Below are 26,433 nucleotides of genomic sequence, written 5' to 3'. Positions count from 1 at the left end.
CGACCCCGACGCCTCCCCCGCCCCGCTCACCCCCACCCCCCTCACCCCCGACCCTCCGCACGCCCCCGCACCCCACCGCACCCGCACCCCCCTCCGTGCCCTCCGGAGGATCAAGCGGCGGTGGGAGGACGGGCATCCCCGGGCCGCGCGCGGGGTCTCCCTCGGGGTGACCCTCGTCGCGCTCGCCCTCGTCGTCCTCGCGCTGCTGTTGCCGAACAAGCGCGAGCAGTTCCACGTCGCCGCGTTCCTGCGGATCCCCGTGGAGGCACTGCTCGGGGCCGCCGTGCTGATCGCGCTGCCGCGGCGGCCGAGGATCGTCGTCGCCGCGCTCGGCGGCGCCGCCCTCGGCGTACTGACCGTGCTGAACCTGACGGACATCGAGTTCAACCAGTACCTCGGCCGCAGCTTCGACGTCATCCTGGACTGGCAGCTCCTGGACGACGCGCGGTCCTACCTCGCCGACACCCTCGGCGGCGCCGTCGCCCTGCTGGCCGCGATCGGCGTCGTCCTGCTCGTGCTGGCGCTGCTCGCCCTGATCGCCCTCGCGACGGTCCGCGTCGGGAACTTCCTCGGCCGCGACCGCTCCCGCGCGACCCGCGCCCTGCTCGTGCTCAGCGCCCTGTGGATGACCTGCTCGTCGCTGAACGTCCAGTTCCACGGCATCCCGGTGGCCTCCGAGCACACCGTCACCATGCTCAAGTACCACGAGCAGGCACTGCGCTCCACGATCCGCGACGAACGCGCGTTCGCGAAGACGGCGAAGGCGGACGCGTTCGGCGCGACGCCGGGCAGCCAGCTCGTGCCCGACCTGCGCGGCAAGGACATGATCTTCACCTTCATCGAGAGCTACGGCCGCAGCGCCGTCGAGGACCCGATCATGGCCCCCGGCGTGGACCGGACCCTCGACGCGAGCACCGCGGCCCTGGCGAAGGCGGGTTTCCGCGCGAAGAGCGGCTGGCTGACCTCGGCGACGTACGGCGGCGGCAGCTGGCTCGGGCACTCCACCTTCATGTCGGGCCTGTGGGTCGACAACCAGAACCGCTACCGCACGGTGACCTCCGGCGACCACCTCACCCTCACCGAGGCGTTCCGCAAGACCGGCGCCTGGGACACGGTCGGCATCATGCCGGGCGTGCAGAAGGGCTGGCCGGAGGCCAAGTGGTACGGCCTCGACAAGGTCTACAACGCCTTCCAGATGGGCTATCGGGGACCGAAGTTCAGCTGGTCCACCATGCCCGACCAGTACGCCCTGGAGGCGTTCCAGCGCCTGGCGCACGGCAAGAAGCACGACAAGCCGCTGACGTCGTTCGTCATCCTGACCTCCAGCCACCAGCCCTGGGCGCCGATCCCGAAGATGGTCGGCTGGGACCAGCTCGGCGACGGCTCGGTCTTCAAGGGCATCGAGGCGCAGGGCACCCGCCCGCAGGACGTCATCACGAACCCCACCCGCTCCCGCGAGGAGTACGGCAAGTCGGTCCAGTACTCGGTGACCGCGCTGACCCAGTGGCTCCAGCGCTACGGCACCGACGACACCGTGCTGGTCGTCCTCGGCGACCACCAGCCCATCGCGCGGGTCAGCGGCGACCACGCCAGCCGGGACGTGCCGGTCTCGATCGTCGCCAAGGACCCGAAGGTCCTCGACAAGATCGCGAGCTGGGGGTGGACGGAGGGGCTGCGGCCCGCGCACGACGCCCCCGTGTGGAAGATGAGCGCCTTCCGCGACCGCTTCCTGACGGCGTACGGCTCCACCCCGCACCCGTCGAAGGGATGAGCCCGCGGGCGGGCCGGCCCGCTCAGCCGCGGGTGGCAGCCCCCTCAACCGCGGGTGGGGCAGCCCGCTCAACCGTGCGCGGGGCGGCCCGCTCAGCCGGGGGCGGGGCAGCCCCCTCAGCCGTGCGCGGGCCGGCCCCCTCAACCGCGGGCGGGGCGGCCCGCTCAGCCGCCGGAGGTGTCCAGCTCCGCGTCCTCCGTCACGCCCGCGCAGTCGTACGGGTCCTTCAGCCAGCCGTCCGGCAGCACCACCCGGTTGTTGCCGGACGTACGGCCGCGCGGCCCGTCCGCGCCGGCCGGCCACGGCTGGTCGAGGTCCAGCGCGTCCAGGCCCGCGCGCAGCTCGTCCAGCGACGCGGTGATCGCGAGCCGCTTGCGCATCTCGGAGCCGACCGCGAAGCCCTTGAGGTACCAGGCGACGTGCTTGCGGAAGTCGATGACGCCGCGCGACTCGTCGCCGATCCACTCGCCGAGCAGCGTGGCGTGCCGCACCATCACGTCGGCGACCTCGCGCAGCGTGGGCCGCACGAAATCGTCCGTACGGCCCTCGAAGGCGGCGACCAGGTCGGCGAAGAGCCACGGCCGCCCGAGGCAGCCGCGGCCGACGACCACGCCGTCGCAGCCGGTCTCGCGCACCATCCTGAGGGCGTCCCCGGCCGACCAGATGTCGCCGTTGCCGAGCACGGGGATCTCGGGCACGTGCTCCTTGAGGCGGGCGATGGCGTCCCAGTCGGCGGTGCCGCCGTAGTGCTGGGCGGTGGTGCGGCCGTGCAGCGCGATGGCGCTGACGCCCTCCTCGACGGCGATGCGGCCGGCGTCGAGGTAGGTGAGGTGGTCGTCGTCGATGCCCTTGCGCATCTTCATCGTGACCGGCAGGTCACCCGCCCCGCTGACCGCCTCGCGCACGATGGCGCGCAGCAGGTTGCGCTTGTAGGGCAGGGCCGAGCCGCCGCCCTTGCGGGTCACCTTGGGCACCGGGCAGCCGAAGTTCAGGTCGATGTGGTCGGCGAGGTCCTCCTCCGCGATCATGCGGACGGCCTTGCCGACGGTGGCCGGATCGACGCCGTACAGCTGGATCGAGCGCGGCTGCTCGGTCGCGTCGAACCTGATCAGCTGCATCGTCTTCTCGTTGCGCTCGACCAGGGCCCGGGTGGTGATCATCTCGCTGACGAACAGGCCCTTGCCGCCGCTGAACTCCCGGCACAGGGTGCGGAAGGGTGCGTTGGTGATCCCGGCCATGGGGGCCAGGACGACCGGCGGCTGGACGAGGTGCGGACCGATGCGCAGCGGGGACTCGGACGTGGTGGGCATTCCCCCATTGTCGCGTACCGCCGGGGCGCCTCGCCGCGTCCCTCCCGCGCTCCTCCCCCGTCCCTCGCCGCGTCCCTCCCGCGCCCCTCCCCCGTCCCTCGTCACGCCCGGCCGGAGGCGCCCCGCCCGTCCCGTGAGGAATCTTGTACCGGTAATTAGTTAACCGCACTATCGAAGACGCGTAGCATGGAACACATGCCCGAGCTGAGCCACCGCCGACGGCTGCTGGTGCTCGCGATCTGCTGCATGAGCCTGCTGATCGTGAGCATCGACAACACCGTCCTGAACGTCGCCCTCCCCTCGATGCAGCGCGAGCTGCACGCGAGCACGTCCGGACTCCAGTGGACCATCGACGCCTACACCCTGGTGCTCGCCTCGCTGCTGATGCTGGCCGGGTCCACGGCCGACCGGATCGGCCGCAAACGGATCTTCATGACGGGCCTGATCGTCTTCAGCGTCGGCTCGCTCCTGTGCTCCCTCGCGCCCAACCTCGAACTGCTGATCGTCTTCCGCATGGTGCAGGCGGTGGGCGGCTCGATGCTCAACCCGGTCGCCATGTCGATCATCACCAACACCTTCACCGACCCGCGCGAGCGCGCCCGTGCGATCGGCGTGTGGGGCGCGGTGGTCGGCATATCCATGGCCGCGGGACCGCTGGTCGGCGGACTGCTGGTGGAGTCGGTCGGCTGGCGCTCCATCTTCTGGGTCAACCTGCCGGTGGGCTTGGCCGCCCTGCTGCTCACCCTGCGCTTCGTGCCCGAGTCCCGCGCGCCGAAGGCCCGCCGCCCCGATCCGGTCGGCCAGGTGCTGGTCATCGCCCTGTTCGGGGCGCTGACGTACGCGATCATCGAGGCCCCGGAGGCGAGCCTCGCCCGGGTCGTCCCGTTCGCCGTCGTCGCCCTCGCCGCACTCCTCGGCCTGCTCGCCTACGAGCCGCGCCGTACCGAACCCCTGATCGACCTGCGCTTCTTCCGCTCCGCGCCGTTCAGCGGGGCCACCGTCATCGCGGTCAGCGCGTTCGCCGCGCTCGGCGGCTTCCTCTTCCTGTCCACGCTCTATCTCCAGAACGTCCGCGGCCTGGACGCCCTGCACGCGGGCCTGTGGATGCTGCCGATGGCGCTGCCCACGTTCCTGTGCGCGCCGCTGTCCGGACGGCTGGTCGGCAGCCGGGGGCCGCGGCTGCCGCTGCTGGTGGCCGGGGCGGCGATGACGGTCAGCGCGGTGCTGTTCGCCGCCTTCGAGGCCGAGACCTCGAACCTGACGCTCGTCATCGGCTACGTCCTGTTCGGCATCGGCTTCGGCTTCGTCAACGCCCCCATCACCAACACGGCCGTCTCCGGGATGCCGCGCGCCCAGGCGGGCGTCGCCGCGGCCGTCGCCTCGACCAGCCGGCAGCTCGGCCAGACCCTCGGCGTGGCCGTCGTCGGCGCGCTGCTCGCCTCCGGCATCGGCTCGTCCGGCTACCAGGACACGTTCGTCTCGGCCGCCCGCCCCGGCTGGTGGGTCCTGGTCGTCTGCGGCGCGGCGGTCCTGGTCCTCGGCGCGATCACCTCGGGCCGCTGGGCCCGCCGCACCGCGGAACACACCGCCGACCGCCTCCAGGAACACGAGGTCCGCGAGGCAGCGGGCGTGAGCGCGAACGCCTGAGCCGCCGGTCGGGCGGCCTCGGCACCCCGTGACTTCGGGAAACGTCTCGTAAAGGTCTCCTAGAAGTAGGAGGCCACCAGGTCGCGGTCCACCGTGAGGGCGCCGGGGTCCAGCGCGGGCAGGCCCAGGTGATCACAGATCAACTGGGTCAGTTGCTCCTCATGGCTTCCGTCACGGTGGTCCAGTCCGGCCGCCGTGATGACGGGGGCCATCTCGTTGGGCCAGTACTCCCCGGCGTAGTCGGGAGCCTCGTAGTCGATGCAGGACGATGTCCGGCCGTCCCGGTAGTGGTACGCCTTGGGCCGGTGGGCCTTGGCGAGGCACGGGTTGGGAACGAACACCATCAACTCGGCGCCCGGCGGGCACAGCTCACGGTAGTCGATCTGGTCGAAGTCGCCCTGGGAGGGGTTGAACATGTGGTGGACGATCACGCCCCAGTCGCCGGGCGCCGCGTCGTCGCCATGGGCGAAGGGCGGGCGGTGCCGTGCGGACAGACCGGCGGTCATGGCGGCCAGGCTGGTCCCCCTGAAGTAGACCAGGACGGTTTCGTCGTCCCCGGACCAGCCGTCGATCCACGTGATGACGCCGCAGTCGATCCAACTTGTCATGCCGGCCAACCTAACCGGCACCACTGACACCGCGGTGCGGAGCGCCGGCGACGAGCGGTCCGATGCGACTGGACCGTCACCGCTCCGTGAAGTAGTGGAGCCACAGGGCGGTGATCTTGCTGCGGGCCGTCGTGGGCGGTTCGTGGAGGGCTGCGGGGAGGCCGCCGTCCGCCAGGGCGTGCATGCCCGCCATGGTCTCGGCCTGCACCAGGGAGAGGTGCGGGTCGGCGTCCGCGCCGCGCGGGACCTCGACGGCCGCGGCCGCGTTGTGCGCGTAGAAGTAGTGCCCGTCCGCCTCGTAGCGCGTGACGTGCCGTGTCGCGGTGTACCTGCTGTAGCCGTCCGGCAGCCGGGGCGGCTCCGGCTCGTTCGCCGGCTCCTCCGCCGGGCCGGTCACCGTGGCGACGAACGCCCCGTCCGGCAGCGCGGCGAAGTCCTCGCCGCGCAGCGAGAGCGCGCCCGTGGCGCACACGACGAGCCCCGCCGACCTCAGTACGGCCTCCCGGTCCCGGACGACGTCGAACCCCCGCGCCGACGCCTCTGCGCGCCGCTCGGGGTCGGTCTCGTACACCGTGACGTGCATTCCCTTGGCGTGCAGCAGCCGGGCGATCGCGCTGCCCGCCGTCCCGAGGCCGAGCACCAGCGCGCGGCGGCCCTGCGGAGTCTCCCCCCGCCCGCGCAGCAGGACCTCCGCCGAGGACACGACGGACTGGCCGATCAGGAAGTTCTCCGGCTCGCACAGAGGGGACCGCGCGACGGAGACCACCGGGCACGGCAGCTTCTCGCGCTCCGCGTACCGCCGGTGGCCGCTCTCGCCGGCCTCGACCACACCGAGCACACTCCCGCTGAACCGTTCGCACAGCGCGTCGAGCGAGGGCGCGAAGCAGCCGCCCGCGTCCAGCAGCACCACCGGCTCGCCGGCCGCCCTGGTCTCCAGATACGTCAGCGCGGTGCCGGGATCGGCGAGCCGCTCGCGCGACAGCTCGTCCACGGCGAACAGCCGCCCCACCTCGCGTTGCGCCGCCCCGTCCACGGGCCCCGGACCGGGAAGCACACCGCGCAGGCGCGAGACCGTGCCGACGGCACGCACGAACGCGGGACTCTCGGGCCGCAGTTGCGTCACCAGCAGCGACGACGGCACCAGGGAGGGAGCGAACTCCCATGAGATACGGGCGAAGTACGCGTCCAGCCGCGCACGGTCTCGGGTCTCCATCGGACACCTCTCCTCGGTCTTCTCTTCGGCCTGGATTTCGGCCTGGTCTTCGGCCTGGTCTTCGGCCTTGTCTTCGGTCCGGATCACAGGAACTCGCCCCGGCTGCGGGCGTTGGCGCGGGCGGTCCCGGCGCGCAGGCGCTCCGCGTCGTTCGCGAGGCGTACGCGGTCCGGCTCCGCCTGCCACTCGGTTCCGCCGCACACCGGCCGCAGCGTCCAGTGCTGACCGGTGACACCGCGGAACTCCCCGATGGCGTCGTCCCGGCCGGCGTCCACGAGGAGCGTGCCGAGGGCCGGAAGGGGGCGGAGTTCTCGTCCGTCAACAGGGCTGTACTCGCCGGGCATGGCTGTACCTCTCTGTAGTGAATTCACTACCAAGCGGAATCAGCGTGGCGTAGAGTCAAAAGCCCTTCAACGTGTCAGTGCTGGCAGGAGAGTTGGTGTCGCATTGGTCAATCGCAAGGAACTTCGACCCGAGAGCAGCCCCCAGGCGGGCTACGGTGCGCAGCTGCGCACGTGCCGGGAGAACAGGGGCTGGAAGCAGGAGGATCTGGGTGCGGAGATGGGGTACTCCAGCACCCATGTCTCGGCGGTCGAAACTGGTCGGAAAATGGCAACCTTGCGCTTCTCGCGCAGTGCCGACCGCGCACTGGGCACGGGCGACCTCTTCGAGCGCAAGTACCGCGAGATGAAGCACGGGGTCCTGCTGGAGGGCTTCCCGGAGTACGTGGGACACGAGGGCCGCGCGGTCGAGATCCGGCTGTACGAGATCGGCATCATTCCGGGCCTGCTGCAGACCCCTGAGTACGCACGGGTCCTGGCCGACAGCGCGGTGGGGCGAGGGGCGATCACGGCCGATTACGCCGCCGAGCGCGTCGCGGTCGTCGCCCAACGCCAGAAGGCGCTGGAACGGCGTCAACCGCCAATGATCTTCGTGGTGATGGACGAGAGCTGCCTCCACCGCCACGTCGGAGGTTCCGAAGTCATGCGCGCCCAGCTCGACCGGCTGCTCGAGTTCGCCGAACGTCCCAACACGGTGTTGCAGGTGGCACCGTTCGAGATGGGCGAACGCCGCTCCTTCAACCTGCCCGTCTATTTGCTGACCATGACCGACCGGTCCATGATGTGCTACGCCGAGTCCCAGACGCAGGGGCATCTTGATCGCGAAACCACTTCCGTACTGCCGTTGCTGACGGCCTACCATCAGCTACAGGCGGAAGCACTCCACCAGGCGGCATCGGTGGACATGATCAAAGAGCTTCGAAAGGGCATCCCGTGACGACGACCGACTCTCCCCGCTGGTTCACGTCCTCCTACAGCGACAACGGCGGTGCCTGCGTCGAGGTCGCCACCAACCTCACCGCCACCCACGGCGTGATCCCCGTCCGCGACTCCAAGAACACCACCGGCCCGGTCCTCAGCTTCCCCGCGGGCTCGTTCTCGGTGTTCGTCGCGGGGGTCAAGGGCGGGGAGTTCGGGGCTGTCTGATCCTCGCCGGACGCGCGGTTCGTCACGGTCCCCGGCTGTGCCTGTGACCGTGTAACAGGGATGTAGTAGGCATCGGTCGGGTGGAACGGCGCACCCGGCCGGGCGGCTCCTAGCGCTCAGAAGCACTCGCTCGCACCGACCGGTGCCGGGCGGACGAGTCTCCCGCAACCGATGCTGAGGAAGAAACGATGCGCGTTCACAAGGTCACCCTCGCCGTCCTGGCCGTCGCCGCGAGCCTCTCGCTCACGGCGTGCCAGGGCGACGACGACAGCGCGGGACAGAACAGCCCGTCGTCCTCGGCGGCCGCGTCCTCCTCCGGCGGTTCGGGCTCGGCCGACTCAGGGCAGGGCGGCGCGACGGACTCCGCCGGGACCGACTCGGGCGGCACCGGCGGGAGCAGCGGGGGCAGCAGCGGCAGCACCAGCGGGAGCGCTGCCTCTGGCAAGGGCTCCGCCGGGTCAGGGTCCGGTTCCGGGTCGGGACAGAGCGGCAAGGCCGGCACCTGCCGCACCGACGATCTGACGATCACGGCGAAGGACACCACCATCAGCGGCGAACCCGACGGCACCGTCACCGTGCAGCTGACCAACCGCAGCGGCCGGTCCTGCACGATCTCCGGATATGCGGGCGTCGACCTGAAGACCAACGCGGGGTCGGTGTCCGCTCAGCGCGTCGGCAAGAGCACCGGCCCGAGCGTCCTCAAGGCCGGGCAGGCGACGTACTTCGGCATCTCCTACCCGATCAACGACACGGGCGGCTCCGGCGTCCGCGTCACCGGCCTGCTGGTGACCCCGCCGAACGAGACGAAGACGGTCTCCCTCGCCTGGCCGGGCGGCGGCTCGCTGCCCGTCACCGAAGGCGGCGGCTCCCCGGTGAAGATCGGCCCCGTCGGCAGCGCCGGCCAGGGCGGCTGACCGTACCCCGGGGCCGTACCGGACCTCCGCACCGTCCCCCCGGGCTTCCGGGCCTCCGGGCCGTCCCGGACCCCCGGGCCGTACCGGACCCCCGCACCGGCCCCGGGCCGTACCCGCCGGTCAGGGCCGCGGCGGGGACGGCCGCCGCTCCAGCGCGATCGCGTGCAGTTTCTCCAGCCGCTCCCGGGACTCCTCGTCCGCCGGGACGTACGTCACCATGCGGGGGCCGACCTCCGGGCTGAGCCACAGGTCGGTGTGGTCGACGGTGACGCGGCCGACGAAGGCGTTGCGGAACTCCTTGCGCTTGATCGCCGGGCCGACCACCTCGTGCCGGTCCCAGGCCTCGCGGAAGTCCGGGGAGCTGTCGCGCAGCCGCTTCAGCAGCGTCTTCCAGGCCGGCTCGCCGAGGTGACCGGCCATCGCCGCCCGGAAGCGGGCCGCCATGTGCCGCAGGGCGTCCTCCAGGTGCACGATCGAGGAGCGCCACTCCTCGTTCGTGTACGACAGGATCATGCAGTTGCGGTCCTCGGGCGGCACCTCGTCCAGGTCGCAGAAGAGCAGGCCGTAGGTGCGGTTGTGGGCGAGGATGTCGTACCGGCTGTTCTGGAGGCAGGCCGGGAACGGCTCCAGTTGCTCCAGCACCGCGCGCAGCGCCGGGGTGACCGACGGGCACACCGTCGTCGGCGACGGGTCGGTCGCGCCGGCCAGCTGGAAGAGGAAGGCGCGCTCGCCCGGGTCGAGCAGCAGGGTGCGGGCGAGGGCGTCCAGCACCTGCACGGACACCTGGATGTCCCGGCCCTGTTCCAGCCAGGTGTACCAGGTGACGCCGACCGCGGAGAGGTGGGCGACCTCCTCGCGGCGCAGGCCGGGCGTACGGCGCCTCGGGCCGCGGGGCAGCCCGACCCGTTCGGGCGCGATGTGCTCGCGGCGGTGGCGGAGGAAGGCGGCGAGTTCGTGCCGCCGGATCGCCGACGTCGCGGCCTGACCGCTGGGCGCGGCCTGGGCGTCGCGCGTTGCCTGGGCGTCCTGCGCGGACCGGCCGCCGGGGGGCTGTGCGTCGCGGGTGGGCGTCTCCTGGGCCATGGTGCTCATGGTTCCAGCTTGCCGCCCGCCGCACCCTGTTTCCAGGTACTTCCGCTACCAGGATAAGAACACTCTGGTACCCGTCTCGCCGCGGGCGCAGGCTCGTACCCGTGACCACGCAAACCCTCTCCTCCCGCACCGTCCGGCGCCCGGCGGCCACCGCCACCCTGGGCGGGCTCGGACTGTTCACGGTGCTGCTGGGCGCGGCACTGCCCCTCATCGACTTCTTCATCGTCAACGTCGCCCTGCCCAGCATCGGCCGCGACCTGCACACGGGCGAGGCCGTCCTCGAACTCGTCGTCGCCGGCTACGGCGTGGCCTACGCCGTGCTGCTCGTCCTCGGCGGGCGGCTCGGCGACCTGTTCGGCCGCCGCCGGCTCTTCCTGGGCGGCATGGCGGCCTTCGGCCTGACCTCGCTGGCCTGCGGACTCGCGCCCGACGCGTGGACGCTGGTCGCGGCCCGGGTGGCGCAGGGCGCGTCGGCCGCCGCGATGCTGCCGCAGGTGCTCGCCACCATCCAGGCCACCACCGCCGGCCCGCGCCGGGCCAAGGCCATGGGCCTGTACGGCGCGACGGCGGGCCTGTCCATGGTGGCCGGGCAGATCCTCGGCGGCGTCCTGGTCGCCGCCGACCTGTGGGGCACCGGCTGGCGCTCGGTGTTCCTGGTGAACGTGCCCGTCGTCGTCGCCGGTCTGCTGCTCGCGGTCCGCGCCGTCCCCGAGACCCGCTCGGAGCGCCCGGAGCCGGTCGACGGCCCCGGCACCGTGCTGCTGGCGCTGTCCCTGCTCACCCTGCTCGCCCCGCTGACCGAGGGCCGCGCGGCCGGCTGGCCGCTGTGGACCTGGCTGTCCCTGGCCGCGTTCCCGCTGGTGACGGCCGCCTTCTACGCCGTGGAGCGGCGCGCGGACCGGCTCGGCCGGACGCCGCTCGTGCCGCCGAGCCTGTTCCGCCTGGTGTCGCTGCGCCGCGGCCTCACCCTGATCGTGCCGTTCTCGATCGGCTTCAGCGGCTTCATGTTCGTCATCGCGGTGGCGCTCCAGCAGGGCGCGGGTCTCGGCCCGGTCTCCGCGGGGCTGGCGCTCGCGCCGATGGCCGTCGTCTTCTTCCTCGTCTCGCTCGCCGGGCCGCGCCTGGTCGCCCGGTTCGGCACCCGGGTGGTGGCGGCGGGAGCGGTGGTGCAGCTCGTGGGCGTGGGCCTGATGGCGCTCACGGTCCACGCGTCCTGGCCGCACGTCGGCCTCCTGGCGCTGCTGCCCGGCGCGGCCGTGGCCGGTGCGGGACAGGCGCTCCAGCTGCCGATCATCTTCCGGATCGTCCTGTCCGAGGTGCCGGCCGCGCGGGCCGGGGTGGGCAGCGGGGTCATGGTGACCACCCAGCAGTCGGCGCTGGCGCTGGGCGTCGCCACCCTCGGCACCCTGTTCCTGTCCCTGGTCCCCGCCACGGGCATGGGCGACGCCCTGGTGATCACGCTCCTGGTCCAGCTGGCCGGGGTCGTCCTCACGGGCCTGCTCAGCCTCCGCCTGCCCCGCACGATCGGCTGACCCCGCGAGCCCGCCGGGCGCGACGCCCGCCCGGCGCGACGCCCGCCCGGCGCGACGCCCGCCCGGCGCGACGCCCGCCCGGCGCGATGACTTTCCGCGGTGGCAGGAGTCGTACGTACGTGACGGCGACCGGCGCATGCCGGCGGCCGGCGGACGGCGACCAGAGGAAGAGGCGGGCCCGGACGATGAGCGCTCTGCACGACATGCTGCGGCGGCACGTGGACGACGGGACGGTGCCGGGAGCGGTGGGCCTGGTGGCCCGCGGCGACGACGTGGAGGTGGTCGCCGTGGGCTCGGTGGACACCGCCGGGAGCGCCCCGATGGCCCGGGACACGCTCTTCCGGATCGCCTCCCTCACCAAGCCGGTCATGGCGGCGGCCGTGCTGACGCTGGTGGAGGACGGGGTGCTCGCCCTCGCCGACCCGGTGGCGAAATGGCTGCCGGAACTGGCGGAGCCGGTCGTCGTACGGGATCCGGCGGGCCCGGTGGACGACGTGGTGCCGCTCGCCCGCCCGATCACGGTGGAGGACCTGCTCAGCTCGCGCACCGGCTGGGGCCTGGCCGCCGACTTCTCCCTCCCGGCCGTCCGGGCCCTGACCGAGGTGCAGGACCACGGCCGGCCCCTGCAGGACTGGCCGGAGCCGGACGTCTGGCTGGACCGGCTCTCCCGGGTCCCGCTGCTGCACCAGCCGGGCGAGGCCTGGCTGTACGGCACCTCCTCCGCCCTCCAGGGCGTCCTGGCCGCCCGTGCCTCGGGGCGTGCGCTCCCCGAGTTCCTGGCGGAGCGGATCTTCGCGCCGCTGGGCATGCGGGACACGGCGTTCGAGGTCCCGGCGGACAAGCGGGACCGGTTCACCAGCCTCTACCGGCCGGACGGGAGCGGCGGCCTGGAGCTGGTGGACGGGCCGGACGGCGACTGGACGCGTACGCCCGCGTTCCCCTCGGGCGGCGGCGGCCTGGTCGCCACGGCGGACGACCTGCTGGCCTTCGCCCGGATGCTGCTCGGCGGCGGCACGGCGGACGGCCGGCGTCTGCTCGCCCCCGAGTCGGTGCGCCGGATGACCACGGACCACCTCACCCGGGGCCAGCGCGAGCGCGCCGCCCTCTTCCTGGAGGGCCAGGGCTGGGGCTACGGCGGCGCGGTGGACATCGCCCCCGTCGAGCCGTGGAACGTCCCCGGCCGCTACGGCTGGGTCGGCGGCACCGGCACCACGGCCCACCTCGTCCCCGCCGCGCGCCCCGCCGACGGCAAGGTGACCGTCCTGCTGACCCAGGTGTCGATGACGAGCCCGACGCCGCCCCCGCTGATGCGCGCCTTCTGGCGGGCGACGGCGTAAGGAAGCGCGGGGGCGTAGGGGGGCGCGGGGGCGTAGGGAGGCGGGGGACGTATGGAGGCGGGGGGCGGGGCCGGCTACGCCCGCAGTCCCCGCAGCAGCAGGTCCAGGACCGCGTCGAACTCGTCCTCCACTCCCGGCCGCGTCCACTCCCGTGCGTAACAGGGGTCGTGGAAGCGGCCGGTGGCGTGGAAGAGGGCCCGGGCCGTGGCGGCCGGATCGCCCGTCGTGAACGCGCCCGTGGCGACGCCCGCCTCGACGATCCCGGTCAGCTGGCCGGTCAGCTCGTCGACGTGCGCGCTCACCGCCTCGCCGTTCTCCTCGGCGAGGACCGAGTACGTGGCGAACAGCTCCGGGTCGTCGCCCGCCTTGTGCCGCTTGGCGGCGAACAGGGTCTGGAACCAGTCCCGCAGCCGCTCCTCGGGGGCCCGGTCGGCGGCGGCGACACCGGCCAGGGCGTCCGAGGTGCGGTCCAGCCACCGCTTGGTCACCGCCTCGCGCAGCGCCGCCTTGGTGCGGAAGTGGCGGTAGACGCTGCCGTGGCTGACGCCGAGCGCGCGGGCCACGTCCACCACGGTGGCCTTGGCCGGGCCGTGGCGGCGCAGCACCTCCTCGGTCGCCGCGAGGATGCGCTCGGCGGTCAGGGTCTCGGTGGTGGGTGACATGTCATAGACCGTACCTGGAGGGATGTCCGGCGGCGCCGGAGCGGTGACCGGTGACGGCGGCGCCGGAGCGGTGACCGGTGACGGCGGAAGCCGCGTCCGGCGCCGTGGGGGTCCGCGCCCGGTGCCGTGAGGGTCCGTGCCCGGTGCTGGCGGGGGCCGGGTCCGGTGGCGGCGGAGTCCGGGTCCGGTGGCGGCGGAGTCCGGGGCCGGTCCGCCGGGGGCCGGGTCCGGTACGGACCGGAGCAATGACCCGTACCGCCAGAGCCGTGCCCGGTGCTGGCGGGGGCCAGTCCGGTGGCGGCGGAGTCCGGGTCCGGCCCCTCGTGGGCCGGGTCCGGTGCGGACCGGAGCAGTGACCCGTACCGCCAGAGCCGTGCCCGGTGCCGCCGCCGGAAGGCGCGCCCGTACCGCTGGAGCCGGGACCGGTGCGGACCGGAGCCGTGACCGCCGCAGCCCGGCACAGCGCCCGTCGCCACCCGAGCCGGGCGGACGCCACGGCACTGCACGGTGCCCGTCGCCACCCGAGCCAGGCGGACGCCACGGCACTGCGCGGTGGTCGTGGCCGCCCGAGCCAGGCGTGGCCCGGGCACGGTGCTCAGCGCTCGCTGTCGAGCATCGCCATCTGCGCGGGCGCGTACCGCTCGCCCGCGACCGCGTCGGCGGGGACGGCGGCCTCGATCGCGGTGAGGTCGGCCTCGGTGAGGGTCACGTCCAGGGCGCCCAGCGCCTCGTTCAGCCGCTCGCGGGTGCGCGCGCCGACGAGCGGGACGATGTCCTCGCCGCGGGAGAGCACCCAGGCGATGGCGATCTGCGCGACGGTGGCGCCCTTCTCCTCGGCGATCCGCCGCAGCGAGTCGACCAGGCCGAGGTTGTGCCGCAGGTTGTCGCCCTGGAAGCGGGGCGAGTGGGCGCGGAAGTCGGTCGCGGCGAACCGCTGGTCGGCGCTGACGCTGCCGGACAGCAGACCGCGCGAGAGCACGCCGTACGCCGTGACGGCGATGCCCAGTTCGCGCAGGGTCGGCAGGATCTCCTTCTCGGGGCCGCGCGAGATCAGCGCGTACTCGATCTGGAGGTCGGCGATCGGGGCGGTGGCGGCGGCCCGGCGGATGGTCTCGGCGCCGACCTCGCTCAGTCCGATGTGCCGGACCCAGCCCTTCTCGACCAGTTCGGCGACGGCGCCGACGGTCTCCTCGATCGGCACGTCCGGGTCGAGCCGGGCCAGGCGGTAGACGTCGAGGTGGTCGACGCCCAGGCGCTGGAGGGAGTAGGCGGCGAAGTTCTTCACGGCGGCGGGCCGGCCGTCGAAGCCGCCCCAGCCGCCGTCGGGGTCGCGCAGCGCGCCGAACTTCACGCTGAGCAGCGCGTTGTCGCGGTGCGCGGCGGGGGCGGAGCGCAGCGCCTCGCCGATGAGCAGTTCGTTGTGGCCCATGCCGTAGAAGTCGCCGGTGTCCAGGAGGGTCACGCCGGCGTCCAGGGCGGCGTGAACGGTGGCGATCGACTCGGCGCGGTCGGCGTCGCCGTACATCCCGGACATGCCCATGCAGCCGAGGCCGAGGGCGGAGACCTGGGGGCCGGTGGTTCCGAGGGTGCGGGTGTTCATCGTCATGCGTCCAGCCTGGCATGACAGCTGACAAATTTCAATATCTGTCATTCGATACTTGTCATTCGACGCCCGTCAGGGCGCGCCGGGCACTTTGGTCCAGACCTCTTGACGAAAGGTCTGGACCAGAGCACTGTCATGTCTGCGACATGACTTGCCCCTCACCGCACCCCACCGGGAGGCCCCGCATGATCCGCCGCAGACTCCGTCTGCTCGCCGCCGCCCTGGCGAGCGCGTGTCTCGCCCCGCTCGCCCTCTCCCTCGCACCCGCCGCCTCGGCCGCCCCCGCGCACTCCCCCGCCCCCGCCGCTTCCCCCGCCGCCGACACCTGCGCCGTGAAGTCCCGGCCCGCCGGCAAGGTCCTCCAGGGCTACTGGGAGAACTGGGACGGCGCCGCCAACGGCGTCCACCCGCCGTTCGGCTGGACCCCGATCACCGACTCCCGTATCGCCGCGCACGGTTACAACGTGCTCAACGCGGCCTTCCCCGTCATCCGCTCCGACGGGACGGCCCTGTGGGAGGACGGCATGGACAGCGGGGTGAAGGTGCCCACGCCCGCCGAGATGTGCGCGGCCAAGGCGGCCGGGCAGACGATCCTGCTCTCCATCGGCGGCGCGACGGCCGGCATCGACCTGAGTTCGCAGACGGTGGCGGACCGGTTCGTCGCGACGATCGTGCCGATCCTGAAGAAGTACAACTTCGACGGCATCGACATCGACATCGAGACCGGTCTGACCGGCAGCGGCAGCATCGGCCAACTGTCCACGTCCCAGGCCAACCTGATCCGCATCATCGACGGCGTCCTCGCCCAGATGCCGTCCAACTTCGGCCTGACGATGGCACCGGAGACCGCCTACGTGACCGGCGGCAGCATCGTCTACGGCTCGATCTGGGGCGCCTACCTGCCGATCATCAAGAAGTACGCCGACAACGGCCGCCTGTGGTGGCTCAACATGCAGTACTACAACGGCAGCATGTACGGCTGCTCCGGCGACTCGTACTCCGCGGGCACCGTGCAGGGCTTCACCGCCCAGACGGAGTGCCTGAACAAGGGCCTGGTGATCCAGGGCACCACGATCAAGGTGCCCTACGACAAGCAGGTCCCGGGCCTGCCGGCCCAGTCCGGCGCGGGCGGCGGCTACATGTCGCCCTCGCTGGTCTCCCAGGCCTGGAGCCACTTCGGCGGCTCCCTCAAGGGCCTGATGACCTGGTCGGTGAACTGGGACGGCTCGAAGAACTGGACCTTCGGCGACAACGTGAGGTCCCTCCAGGGCCGCTGACCGCCACCGGCCGACAGCCGCCCGCCCTCCGGGCCGCGCCGCGCCACCGGGCCGGGCCGGCCCGATCCCCGGCAGCGAAACGCCCGCGCCCCGTACGACCGAGTCGTACGGGGCGCGGGCACAGGCACCGGGCCGGCGGGTCCGGGACGCGCCCCGGACCCGCTGAACAGCCGTGGGTCAGCAGCCCACCAGACGCTGCGCCAGGTAGCCCTCGATCTGGTCGAGGGACACCCGCTCCTGCTTCATCGAGTCGCGCTCGCGGACGGTGACCGCGTTGTCCTCGAGGGTGTCGAAGTCGACCGTCACGCAGAACGGCGTGCCGATCTCGTCCTGGCGGCGGTAGCGGCGGCCGATGGCGCCGGCGTCGTCGAACTCGATGTTCCAGTTCTGCCGCAGCGCCTGGGCCAGGCCCTTGGCCTTCGGGGACAGCTCCGGGTTGCGGGACAGCGGCAGCACCGCGACCTTCACCGGGGCCAGGCGGTGGTCGAGGCGCAGCACCGTGCGCTTCTCCATCTTGCCCTTGGCGTTGGGCGCCTCGTCCTCGACGTAGGCGTCGAGCAGGAAGGCGAGCATCGCCCGGCCGACACCGGCCGCGGGCTCGATGACGTACGGCGTCCAGCGCTCGCCGGCCTCCTGGTCGAAGTAGGAGAGGTCCTGGCCGGAGGCCTTGGCGTGGGCGCCGAGGTCGTAGTCGGTGCGGTTGGCGACACCCTCGAGCTCGCCCCACTCGCTGCCGCCGAACTGGAAGCGGTACTCGATGTCGGCGGTGCGCTTGGAGTAGTGGGAGAGCTTCTCCTTGGGGTGCTCGTACCAGCGCATGTTCTCTTCACGCAGGCCGAGACCGGTGTACCAGTTCCAGCGCTGCTCCATCCAGTATTCCTGCCACTGCTCGTCCTCGCCCGGCTTGACGAAGAACTCCATCTCCATCTGCTCGAACTCGCGGGTGCGGAAGATGAAGTTGCCCGGCGTGATCTCGTTGCGGAAGGACTTGCCCATCTGGGCGATGCCGAACGGCGGCTTGCGGCGCGAAGTGGTCTGCACCTGGGCGAAGTTGGTGAAGATGCCCTGGGCGGTCTCCGGGCGCAGGTAGGCGACGGAGCCGGAGTCCTGGGTGGGGCCGAGGTGGGTGGAGAGCAGACCGGAGAACTGCTTGGGCTCGGTGAACTGGCCCTTGTTGCCGCAGTTGGGGCAGTTGAGGTCGGCGAGGCCGTTCTCCGGGGCGTGCCCCTTCTTCTCCTCGTACGCCTCTTCCAGGTGGTCCGCGCGGAACCGCTTGTGACAGGCGGTGCACTCGGTCAGCGGGTCCGTGAAGGTGGCGACGTGACCGGAGGCCACCCAGACCTCGGGGGCCAGGATCACGGACGAGTCGATGCCGACCACGTCCTCGCGGGACGTCACCATGTAGCGCCACCACTGGCGCTTGAGGTTCTCCTTGAGCTCGACACCCAGCGGCCCGTAGTCCCAGGCGGCGCGCTGACCGCCGTAGATCTCACTGCAGGGGAATACGAAGCCACGGCGCTTGCTCAGGCTGACGATGGTGTCGATCTTGTCGGCGGCCACGGTGCTCTCTTCATTACGACGACGTTGACTGACTGGTGCGGCGCGAAGCGCCTCGATGGGGGGTGGTGGTCGGGAGACGGGCGGGCGAAGCGAGACGCTTCAGAGCGAATGCTTCAGAGTACCGGCGCAGGTCGCCCCTCAATCAAATCGGTGCCGGTTACGGGGCCTTCCGGGGCCGTTCCGGGACCTCTCACCGGGATTGTTGACAACGGTTTCCATTTTTGTTGAAAATGAGTGTCATGAACGTACGACGACGCCTCATATCCGGGACCGCGGTCGCGGCGGCCACCGCCCTCGGCCTCGGTGGCCTGACCGCCTGTTCCTCCGCCGACGCCGCGGCGGGCAACACGGACAAGTACGACGTCGTCGCGTCGTTCTATCCGATGGCCTTCCTCGCCGAGCGCATCGGCGGCGACCACGTCCACGTCACCAGCCTCACCGAGCCCGGCCAGGAACCCCACGACCTGGAGATCAGCGCCCGCCAGACCGGGCAGCTGGAGGACTCCGACGCCGTCCTCTACCTCAAGGGCCTCCAGCCCGCCGTCGACAAGGCCGTCGACCAGTCGGGCCCGAAGACGCGGATCGACGCCGCCGCCCTCACCACGCTGGAGGAGCACGGCAACGAGGTCGGCGGCCACGCCACCGCCCACGACGACCACGAGGGCGAGGAGAGCGGCGGCAAGGACCCGCACGTCTGGCTCGACCCGGTGCGCTACGCGCAGATCGCCGAAGGCGTCGGCAAGGCCTTCGAGAAGGGCGACCCCCGGCACGCGGCCGACTACCGCAAGAACACCGCCGCCCTGGTCGCGCAGCTGAACGACCTGGACAAGCAGTTCCGGGACGGCCTCGCGCACACCAAGAGCAAGGTCTTCATCACCACGCACGCCGCCTTCGGCTACCTCGCCGAGCGCTACGGCCTGACCGAGGAGGCCATCAACGGCCTGGACCCCGAGTCCGAGCCGAGCATCGCCCGGATCAGGGACCTGGAGCGGATGGCCAAGGCCGACGGCGTCACCACCGTCTTCTACGAGACCCTCGTCAGCGACAAGACCGCCAAGACGGTCGCCGGCGACGCGGGCCTGCGCACCGACGTCCTCGACCCGATCGAGGGCATCACGAAGAAGTCCCGCGGCGCCGACTACCTCGCCGTCCAGCAGGCCAACCTCAAGGCCCTGCGCCAGGCCCTGGGCGCCCGATGAGCGCCACGGCGGGCACGGAAGGAGACGTGGGCGCCATGGGCGAGCCCGTCATATCCCTGCGCGGGGTGCGCGCCGACCTCGGCGGCCGTCCGGTGCTGCGCGGCATCGACCTCACCGTCCGCCGCGGCGAGGTGGTCGCGCTGCTCGGCGCCAACGGCTCCGGCAAGTCGACCGCCGTACGCAGCCTGATCGGCCAGGTGCCGCTCGCCGCCGGCGAGATCGAACTGTTCGGCACCCCGCGCCACCGTTTCCGCGAGTGGGCGCGGGTGGGCTACGTCCCCCAGCGCACCACCGCCGCCTCCGGCGTCCCGGCCACGGTCACCGAGATCGTCTCCGCCGGCCGCCTCGCCCGCACCCGCTTCGGCCTGTTCCGCAAGGCCGACCGGGAGGCCGTACGACGGGCCCTGGAGGAGGTCGGCATGGCCGACCGCGCCTCGGACTCCGCCTTCGCCCTCTCCGGCGGCCAGCAGCAGCGCGTCCTCATCGCCCGCGCCCTGGCCTGCGAACCCGAGCTGCTGATCATGGACGAGCCGATGGCCGGCGTGGACCTGGCCAGCCAGGAGGTGCTGGCCGGCACCCTGCGCGAGCAGGTCGCGGCCGGGACGACGGTCCTGCTGGTGCTGCACGAACTCGGACCCCTGGAGCCGCTGATCGACCGCGCGGTCGTCCTGCGCGACGGCTGCGTCGTCCACGACGGCCCCCCGCCCGAGGCCGTCGGCCAGCATGCCCTGCCCGGCCACGACCATGTACACCCCCACGCCGCCGCCGATCCGATCCGCACGGGACTGCTGAGCTGATGGAACTCCTGGACCACGCCTTCATGCAGCGGGCGCTGCTCGCCGCCGTCCTGGTCGGCGTCACCGGCCCCGCCATCGGCATCTACCTCGTCCAGCGCCGCCAGCCCCTGATGGGGGACGGCATCGGCCACGTCGCCATGACCGGCGTCGGCCTCGGCTTCCTGCTGAACACCTCGCCGGTGTGGATGGCCACCGCCGTCTCCGCCCTCGGCGCGGTCCTGATGGAACTGATCCGCTGGTACGGCCGCACCCGCGGCGACATCGCCCTCGCCATGCTCTTCTACGGCGGCATGGCCGGCGGCGTGATGTTCGTGAACCTGGCGCCCGGCGGCTCCAACGCCAACCTCAGCTCTTACCTCTTCGGCTCCCTGTCCACGGTCGCCCCCGAGGACGTCACGGCGATCTCCGTGCTGGCCGCGTTCGTCGTCGCGGTCACCCTCGGGCTGCGCCGCCAGCTGTTCGCGGTCAGCCAGGACGAGGAGTTCGCCCGGGTCACGGGACTGCCCGTGCGCGCCCTGAACCTGCTCGTCGCCGTCACCGCCGCGGTCACCGTCACCGTCGCGATGCGGGTCGTCGGCCTGATCCTGGTCTCCGCGCTGATGGTCGTGCCCGTGGCCGCCGCCCAGCAGCTCACCCGCTCCTTCGCCGCCACCTTCGCGATCGCCGTCGCCCTCGGACTCGGCTCGACCGTCGGCGGCACCGTCACCTCCTACTACCAGGACGTGCCGCCCGGCCCGACGATCGTGCTGCTGACCATCGCCGCGTTCCTCGTCCTCACCGCCCTGGCCACCCCGCTCGCCCGCCGCCGCGCCCGGGCCCTGGCCGCCGCCCGGCCCGCCGGGGACCCGGCGGAGTGTGCGATTCCGGCCACCCGGGAGCCGTCCGACGGGGTCGGCGTCTGACCGCCCGCCGCCCGGGCTGGCACAATGGCCCCGGCAGGCGCAGCGGATTGAGGAGGCAACCGGTGACCACCGCAGGACCGCCCGTGAAGGGCCGCGCCACCCGGCAGCGCGCCGCCGTCGCCGCGGCCCTCGACGAGGTCGACGAGTTCCGCAGCGCTCAGGAGCTGCACGACATGCTCAAGCACAAGGGCGACTCGGTGGGCCTGACCACGGTCTACCGCACGCTCCAGTCCCTCGCCGACGCCGGCGAGGTCGACGTGCTGCGCACCTCCGACGGCGAGTCCGTCTACCGGCGCTGCTCCACCGGCGAGCACCACCACCACCTCGTCTGCCGCGTCTGCGGCAAGGCCGTGGAGGTCGAGGGCCCGGCGGTGGAGAAGTGGGCGGAGGCGATCGCCGCGGAACACGGCTTCGTGAACGTCGCCCACACGGTGGAGATCTTCGGCACCTGCGCGGACTGCTCCGCGGGGTGAGCCTCGCCCGGCGAGGGGGTGAGCCTCGCCCGGCGAGCGCCGCGGGGGTGCTCGCCGGCTGGGGGGTGCGGGTCCTCGGTGGTCCCGTGACCGCCGTGGGGCGCTTGTAGGACGCGGGGTGCGGGTCCTCGGTGGCTGGGCGCGCAGTTCCCCGCGCCCCTTTCGGGGCGCGGGTCTCGGTTCGGGGGTCAGGCCTCCTCCGGGCGGCCCTCCATCGCGAGGAGCTGCTCGTTCGGGATGGCGCCGCCGAAGCGGCGGTCGCGGGAGGCGAACTCCAGGCAGGCCCGCCACAGGTCGCGGCGGTCGAAGTCCGGCCACAGCACGTCCTGGAACACCATCTCCGCGTACGCGCTCTGCCACAGCAGGTAGTTGGAGGTGCGCTGCTCGCCGCTCGGGCGCAGGAACAGGTCCACGTCCGGCATGTCCGGGTAGTACAGGTACTTCTGGATCGTCTTCTCGCTGACCTTGGACGGGTCCAGGCGGCCCGCCGCCACGTCCTCGGCCATCGCCTTGGCCGCGTCCGCCAGCTCGGCCCGGCCGCCGTAGTTCATGCAGAAGTACAGCGTCAGCAGGTCGTTGCCCTTGGTCTGCTCCTGTGCGACCTGCAGCTCCTTGGCGACCGACTTCCACAGCCGGGGCATCCGCCCCACCCAGCGCACCCGGATGCCCAGCTCGTCGAGCTGGTCGCGGGTCCTGCGGATGAAGTCGCGGTTGAAGTTCATCAGGAAGCGCACCTCGTCGGGCGAGCGCTTCCAGTTCTCCGTGGAGAACGCGTACAGGGAGATGTTGCGCACGCCGATCTCGATCGAGCCCTGGAGCACGTCCAGCACCCGCTCCGCGCCGACCTTGTGCCCCTCGGTGCGCGGCAGGCCGCGCTCCTTGGCCCAGCGGCCGTTGCCGTCCATGACGATCGCCACGTGCTCGGGGACCAGCTCGCCGGGGAGCTTCGGCGGCCGGGCCCCGGACGGATGCGGCTCCGGCGCCCGGTACTCGCGCCGCCGTCCCCCAAGGATCCCGCGTACGGCCATGTGCTCCTCGTCTCCCTTGCGTTGCTTACTTCTCGACGTACCTGAGCGAGCGCAGTCCGCGCTCCAGGTGCCAGTGGAGGTAGGCGGACACCAGCCCGCTGCCCTCCCGCACGAACCGCGGCTCGCAGGCGTCCGCCGTCGCCCAGTCCCCGGTGAGCAGCGCACCGAGCAGGGCGAGCGTCTGCGGTGAGGGTACGACACTGCCGGGCGCCCGGCAGTCGACGCAGACCGAGCCGCCGGAGGCCACCGAGAAGAACCGGTTGGGCCCGGGCATCCCGCACCGGGCGCAGTCGCCGAAGCTCGGCGCGTAGCCGTTGACCGCGAGCGAGCGCAGCAGGAACGCGTCCAGCACCAGATGCGGGGCGTGCTCGCCCCGGGCCAGCGTGCGCAGGGCGCCCACCAGCAGCAGATACTGCTGCACGGCCGGCTCGCCCTCGTGGTCGGTGAACCGCTCGGCGGTCTCCAGCATGGCGGTGCCCGCGGTGTAGCGGGCGTAGTCCGTGACGATGCCGCCGCCGTAGGGCGCGATGGTCTCGCTCTGCGTGCACAGCGGCAGCCCGCGCCCGATCAGCTCGCTGCCCCGGGCGAAGAACTGCACGTCCACGTGCGAGAACGGCTCCAGCCTGGCCCCGAACTTCGACTTCGTCCGCCGCACGCCCCGGGCCACCGCCCGCACCCGTCCGTGCCCGCGCGTGAGCAGCGTGATGATGCGGTCCGCCTCACCCAGCTTCTGGGTGCGCAGCACGATGCCGTCGTCGCGGAACAGGCTCATCGCGCACCTTCGCGGAACTGACTCATGCGCCCATTGTCGCGTACGCGGACAGGGGGCCGGACCAGATGCGGGGCAGGGGCGCGGGCGGGCGCCGGCGGCTCCCTTAGGGGAACCCACGGGGGTAAACCCCCTGAAGATCCGGGCAGTTGCCCGGATGTGGCGGACGGCCCCGATCGGTGAGGCTCGTCACATGACGCACTCCACACGCAGCCGTGTCCGCCGCGGCGCCGCCCTCGCCCTCGCCGGCGTCTGCGCCGTCGTCCTCGGCCTCACCGCCCCCGCCGCCACGGCCTCCACCGCCTCCGGCTCCGGCTCCGGCTCCGGCTCCGGCTCCGGCTCCGGATCTGCCGGCTCCCCCGGTCGCGACTCCCTGACCTGGTCGACGTGCGCGGGCGCGACCGCCCTCCCGCGCCAGCAGTGCGCCACCCTGAAGGTCCCCATGGACTACGCCGACCCGCACAGCCCGCTCATCGACATCGCCGTCTCCCGCGTCCCCAGCGAGAAGACCACCGCCCGGCGCGGAGTGCTGTTCCTGATCCCGGGCGGCCCCGGCAACTCCAGCCTCGACGACCCGTCCGGCAAGGGACAGAAGCTGCCGCAGGAGGTGCGCGACGCCTACGACCTGATCGGCTTCGCCCCGCGCGGCCTGGCCCCCTCCACCGCCGTCGACTGCGGCCTCGACCACGCCGACCTCGCCACCTCCCGGCTGCGCCCCTGGCCCGCCCCGGACGGCTCCATCGACGGCGACCTCGCCACCGCCCGCCGCATGTCCGACGCCTGCGCGCGCAACGGCGGCGAGCTGATCCGGCACCTCGGCACCGGCAACGAGGCCCGCGACCTCGACCGCCTGCGCGCCGCCCTCGGCGAACGGAAGATCTCCGCCTGGGGCGTCTCCTACGGCACGTACGTCGGCGCGGTCTACAGCCGGCTGTTCCCGCAGCGCACCGACCGGATCGTCCTGGACAGCAACGACAACCCCGATCCGGACCGCGTCAACCGCGCCTGGCTCGCCGCCCACGAGCAGGGCGTGGAGGACGTCTTCCCCGACTTCGCCGCCTGGGCCGCCGACCCCGCCAACCCGGACCGGGTGGCCGAGCGGGCCGCCGACGTACGGCCGCTGTTCCTGCGGCTCGCCGCCCGCCTCGACCGCGCGCCCCTCCCCTGGCCCGGCGCCAACCCCGAGGAGCTGAACGGCAACGTGCTGCGCCAGACCATGCTGGACAGCCTCTACGCCCCGGCCAAGTACCCGGCCCTGGCGAAGCTGATCCGGGCCGCGGAGCGGGGCACCGTGCCGCCCGCCCCCGCGAGCCCGCCGGAGGCCGTGCTCCAGAACGTCACCGCCGTCGCCGCCGGGACCATATGCGACGACGTCGCCTGGCCGCACGACGCCGCCGCGTACGAGAAGGACGTGGCCGCGAGCCGCAAGGAGTTCCCGCTGACCGCGGGCATGCCGCGCAACGCGATGCTGTGCGCCGCCTGGCCCTTCCCGCCGAAGGAGCCGCCGGTGCGCATCACCGGCGACGGTCCCGCCAACATCCTCATGGTGCAGAACCGGCGCGATGTCGCCACCCCGCTCAGCGGCGCGCTGAAACTGCGGGAGGCGTTCGGCGGGCGCGCGGTCATGGTGACCGTGAACTCCACCGGCCACGACGCCTACCTCGCCAACGGCAACGCCTGCGGCGACCGCGTCGTCTCCCGCTTCCTGGCGGACGGGACGCGCCCGGCGGCGGACCTGTACTGCCGCTGACACGCGGCCTCCGCTGCGGTGCGGGGCGCGTGACGCGGGCCGGGTCGGCCCGGCCGCGGAACGCGGGCAGGGTCAGCCCGGCCGCGGAACGCCGGCCTGGTCAGCCCCGCTGTGTGGCGCGGGACGGGTCGGCGCCGTCGTGTGGTGCGGGACGGGTCGGCGCCGGCTGACCGGCGCGGGCCGGGTCAGCCGCGGTCCACCATCCAGGTGCCGTCCTCCTCGTCGTCCACGCGCACCTCCAGCTCGCGCACGCCCATCCCCGCGTCCCACAGCTCCCGGAACCGCTTCATCCGGTCCTGGACGTGATCCTGGCGGGCGATGAGCCGGGTGCGGACGTTGACGTCGCGCAGGTCCTGGTCGATCTCGAAGGACGCCTCCTCGTCGTAGACGATGAAGTCGTTGGTGGTGCCGCGCTGGAGATGCGGAGGCAGCTCGGGCAGGACCGCGACGCGCACCTCGATGCGCAGCAGCTCCTGCTCCTCGCACAGCCGCAGCAGCCGGTCGTCCAGTTCGCGGGCGCTCTCCAGCAGGAACACCCGGCGCACGCTCACCCCGCGCTCCTCGATCGCCTCGTGCTGCGCCTGGAGGTAGCGGCTGGCGGGCTCGCTGTTCCAGAACTGGCGGTCGACGGAGGTGCTGGTGGCGCAGACGGACTGCTCGGCGGCGCGGGTCAGGGAGAGCATCCAGTCGTGGTTCTCGCCGGGGCACTCGGCGCTCAGATTGGTCAGGTCGCTCATGTGCCCGACCACCCGCTTCATCTCCAGGCGGACGAACGTGTAGAGGATCGGCGGCTGGGGCGCCAGCACCTCGGCGAAGCTCTTGGCCAGCTCGGGCACGCTGTCGATGCGGACCCGGTCCGGCCCGGGGTAGGGGTCGGCGGGGCGCGCCACCTCGGCGACCCGGCTCTCCACCAGCTGCCCGATGTGCTCGGTGTGCCGGTTCAGCGCGCCGCGCAGTTCCTCGGACTGCCGGGTCAGGCCCGAGCGCAGTTCCTCGGACTGGCGGGTGAGGCCGCCGCGCAGTTCCTCGTCGTGCCGTTCGAGCCGCTGGAGGCTGTCGCGCACCGCGGCGGCGGTCCCGGTCAGCAGGTTCTCGGTGCGTCGGGTGTGCTCCTCCACCCGGCGGTCGAGGCCCAGGACAGCCTGGACGATCACCGCGGCGGCGGCGCACAGCAGCCCGGTCGCGAACTGCCGCAGTGGCGCGGTGTCCGGGCCGAGCAGCGCGGCGACGCCCCAGGCGAGGCCGCCGAGGACGACGCCGGCCGTCACCCGGCGGGTCCACCGGGACCGGTCGGCGTCCGCCGTGAGGGCTCGCCTCAGGCCGCCGGCGGCGGTGGGCGGTGATCCGCCCGGCGGCCTGAGGACCTCCGGTCCCGCTGTGGCCGCCGGTCCGGCCGTCTGCTCGGGCTGGGGTGACTGTGCCGTGCTCATCTCGCTTCTCCCCCCGTTGGGATACGCGTCGGAATCGGGATGCGGGGACGTGCGTGACCTGGTCGGGCGTCC

24 protein-coding genes are annotated in these 26,433 nt (G+C 72.7%); 13 read left to right on the top strand and 11 right to left on the bottom strand.

Features of this window, described 5'->3' with window-relative positions:
* Positions 1–1,771 (top strand): CDP-alcohol phosphatidyltransferase (locus K7787_RS11930; protein ID WP_372456637.1); only part of this gene is annotated, 1,771 nt, incomplete at its 5' end.
* A gap of 164 nt (positions 1,772–1,935) precedes the next feature.
* Here the strand turns inward: K7787_RS11930 and dusB are convergent.
* Positions 1,936–3,081, bottom strand: a complete 1,146-nt coding sequence (gene dusB, locus K7787_RS11925) for a tRNA dihydrouridine synthase DusB (protein ID WP_223001382.1) — start codon at positions 3,079–3,081, stop codon at positions 1,936–1,938.
* A gap of 195 nt (positions 3,082–3,276) precedes the next feature.
* Between dusB and K7787_RS11920 the strand changes: the two genes are divergently transcribed.
* On the top strand, positions 3,277–4,728 hold the full coding sequence (locus tag K7787_RS11920) for an MFS transporter (RefSeq protein ID WP_223001381.1): 1,452 nt from the start codon (positions 3,277–3,279) through the stop codon (positions 4,726–4,728).
* 59 nt (positions 4,729–4,787) lie between these two features.
* Here K7787_RS11920 and K7787_RS11915 read toward each other — a convergent pair whose 3' ends face one another.
* From K7787_RS11915 to K7787_RS11905, 3 genes are all read right to left on the bottom strand, one after another.
* Positions 4,788–5,336, bottom strand: a complete 549-nt coding sequence (locus tag K7787_RS11915; protein WP_223001380.1) for a hypothetical protein — start codon at positions 5,334–5,336, stop codon at positions 4,788–4,790.
* A 76-nt stretch (positions 5,337–5,412) separates the two neighbouring features.
* Positions 5,413–6,549 carry an NAD(P)-dependent oxidoreductase gene (locus K7787_RS11910; RefSeq protein ID WP_223001379.1) on the bottom strand — a complete coding sequence of 379 codons (1,137 nt, stop codon included), beginning with the start codon at positions 6,547–6,549 and terminating at the stop codon, positions 5,413–5,415.
* Positions 6,550–6,632: 83 nt separating this feature from the next.
* Complete coding sequence (locus K7787_RS11905) at positions 6,633–6,893, bottom strand: hypothetical protein (protein ID WP_164388423.1); 261 nt, start codon at positions 6,891–6,893, stop codon at positions 6,633–6,635.
* A 103-nt stretch (positions 6,894–6,996) separates the two neighbouring features.
* Here K7787_RS11905 and K7787_RS11900 point away from each other — a divergent pair, with 103 nt between their 5' ends.
* The 3 genes from K7787_RS11900 (at position 6,997) to K7787_RS11890 (ending at position 8,950) form a co-directional block, all read left to right on the top strand.
* Positions 6,997–7,827, top strand: a complete 831-nt coding sequence (locus K7787_RS11900; protein ID WP_169439607.1) for a helix-turn-helix domain-containing protein — start codon at positions 6,997–6,999, stop codon at positions 7,825–7,827.
* Positions 7,824–8,036 (top strand): DUF397 domain-containing protein, encoded by a 213-nt coding sequence (locus tag K7787_RS11895; RefSeq protein ID WP_223001378.1) that lies wholly within the window; start codon positions 7,824–7,826, stop codon positions 8,034–8,036. Before K7787_RS11900 ends, K7787_RS11895 begins: the two co-directional genes overlap by 4 nt.
* Before the next feature lie 188 nt (positions 8,037–8,224).
* The gene (locus K7787_RS11890; protein ID WP_223001377.1) at positions 8,225–8,950 is read left to right on the top strand and encodes a DUF4232 domain-containing protein; all 726 of its coding nucleotides are present in this window, start codon (positions 8,225–8,227) and stop codon (positions 8,948–8,950) included.
* Between the two features lie 120 nt (positions 8,951–9,070).
* On the opposite strand, the gene K7787_RS11885 is transcribed toward K7787_RS11890, so the two are convergent.
* Positions 9,071–10,042 carry a helix-turn-helix transcriptional regulator gene (locus tag K7787_RS11885; protein WP_247720790.1) on the bottom strand — a complete coding sequence of 324 codons (972 nt, stop codon included), beginning with the start codon at positions 10,040–10,042 and terminating at the stop codon, positions 9,071–9,073.
* 101 nt (positions 10,043–10,143) lie between these two features.
* On the opposite strand from K7787_RS11885, the gene K7787_RS11880 reads away from it, so the two are divergent.
* Positions 10,144–11,574, top strand: a complete 1,431-nt coding sequence (locus tag K7787_RS11880) for an MFS transporter (RefSeq protein WP_223001376.1) — start codon at positions 10,144–10,146, stop codon at positions 11,572–11,574.
* Positions 11,575–11,759: 185 nt separating this feature from the next.
* Positions 11,760–12,911 (top strand): serine hydrolase domain-containing protein, encoded by a 1,152-nt coding sequence (locus tag K7787_RS11875; RefSeq protein ID WP_223001375.1) that lies wholly within the window; start codon positions 11,760–11,762, stop codon positions 12,909–12,911.
* 74 nt (positions 12,912–12,985) lie between these two features.
* Here K7787_RS11875 and K7787_RS11870 read toward each other — a convergent pair whose 3' ends face one another.
* A complete protein-coding gene (locus tag K7787_RS11870; protein ID WP_223001374.1) occupies positions 12,986–13,573 on the bottom strand; it encodes a TetR/AcrR family transcriptional regulator in 588 nt (195 codons plus the stop codon).
* 595 nt (positions 13,574–14,168) lie between these two features.
* A complete protein-coding gene (locus K7787_RS11865) occupies positions 14,169–15,179 on the bottom strand; it encodes an aldo/keto reductase (RefSeq protein WP_223001373.1) in 1,011 nt (336 codons plus the stop codon).
* A 182-nt stretch (positions 15,180–15,361) separates the two neighbouring features.
* On the opposite strand from K7787_RS11865, the gene K7787_RS11860 reads away from it, so the two are divergent.
* Complete coding sequence (locus K7787_RS11860; protein ID WP_223001372.1) at positions 15,362–16,453, top strand: chitinase; 1,092 nt, start codon at positions 15,362–15,364, stop codon at positions 16,451–16,453.
* Positions 16,454–16,630: 177 nt separating this feature from the next.
* Here the strand turns inward: K7787_RS11860 and K7787_RS11855 are convergent, their stop codons facing one another.
* A complete protein-coding gene (locus K7787_RS11855) occupies positions 16,631–18,013 on the bottom strand; it encodes a glycine--tRNA ligase (RefSeq protein WP_019982275.1) in 1,383 nt (460 codons plus the stop codon).
* A 239-nt stretch (positions 18,014–18,252) separates the two neighbouring features.
* Here K7787_RS11855 and K7787_RS11850 point away from each other — a divergent pair, with 239 nt between their 5' ends.
* The 4 genes from K7787_RS11850 to K7787_RS11835 all read left to right on the top strand — a co-directional run bounded on the left by K7787_RS11850 (position 18,253) and on the right by K7787_RS11835 (position 21,384).
* Positions 18,253–19,212, top strand: a complete 960-nt coding sequence (locus K7787_RS11850; RefSeq protein WP_223001371.1) for a metal ABC transporter substrate-binding protein — start codon at positions 18,253–18,255, stop codon at positions 19,210–19,212.
* 35 nt (positions 19,213–19,247) lie between these two features.
* Positions 19,248–20,009 carry a metal ABC transporter ATP-binding protein gene (locus K7787_RS11845; protein WP_223001370.1) on the top strand — a complete coding sequence of 254 codons (762 nt, stop codon included), beginning with the start codon at positions 19,248–19,250 and terminating at the stop codon, positions 20,007–20,009.
* The gene (locus K7787_RS11840; RefSeq protein WP_019982278.1) at positions 20,009–20,911 is read left to right on the top strand and encodes a metal ABC transporter permease; all 903 of its coding nucleotides are present in this window, start codon (positions 20,009–20,011) and stop codon (positions 20,909–20,911) included. The genes K7787_RS11845 and K7787_RS11840 overlap by 1 nt, the downstream gene beginning before the upstream one ends.
* 62 nt (positions 20,912–20,973) lie before the next feature.
* Positions 20,974–21,384, top strand: coding sequence for a Fur family transcriptional regulator (locus K7787_RS11835; RefSeq protein ID WP_009188505.1), 411 nt, complete (start codon positions 20,974–20,976; stop codon positions 21,382–21,384).
* Positions 21,385–21,572: 188 nt separating this feature from the next.
* Here the strand turns inward: K7787_RS11835 and K7787_RS11830 are convergent, their stop codons facing one another.
* A complete protein-coding gene (locus K7787_RS11830) occupies positions 21,573–22,412 on the bottom strand; it encodes an isoprenyl transferase (RefSeq protein ID WP_009188506.1) in 840 nt (279 codons plus the stop codon).
* 25 nt (positions 22,413–22,437) lie between these two features.
* Positions 22,438–23,184, bottom strand: coding sequence for a DNA repair protein RecO (recO, locus tag K7787_RS11825; protein WP_019982280.1), 747 nt, complete (start codon positions 23,182–23,184; stop codon positions 22,438–22,440).
* A gap of 190 nt (positions 23,185–23,374) precedes the next feature.
* Between recO and K7787_RS11820 the strand changes: the two genes are divergently transcribed.
* Positions 23,375–24,931, top strand: a complete 1,557-nt coding sequence (locus K7787_RS11820; protein WP_223001369.1) for an alpha/beta hydrolase — start codon at positions 23,375–23,377, stop codon at positions 24,929–24,931.
* Positions 24,932–25,116: 185 nt separating this feature from the next.
* Here K7787_RS11820 and K7787_RS11815 read toward each other — a convergent pair whose 3' ends face one another.
* Positions 25,117–26,361 (bottom strand): apolipoprotein A1/A4/E family protein, encoded by a 1,245-nt coding sequence (locus K7787_RS11815; RefSeq protein ID WP_223001368.1) that lies wholly within the window; start codon positions 26,359–26,361, stop codon positions 25,117–25,119.
* Positions 26,362–26,433 lie beyond the last annotated feature (72 nt).

The organism is Streptomyces sennicomposti (genome assembly GCF_019890635.1).
GTDB classification, from domain to species: Bacteria; Actinomycetota; Actinomycetes; order Streptomycetales; family Streptomycetaceae; genus Streptomyces; species Streptomyces sennicomposti.
This window is presented reverse-complemented; position numbering and strand designations above follow the sequence as displayed.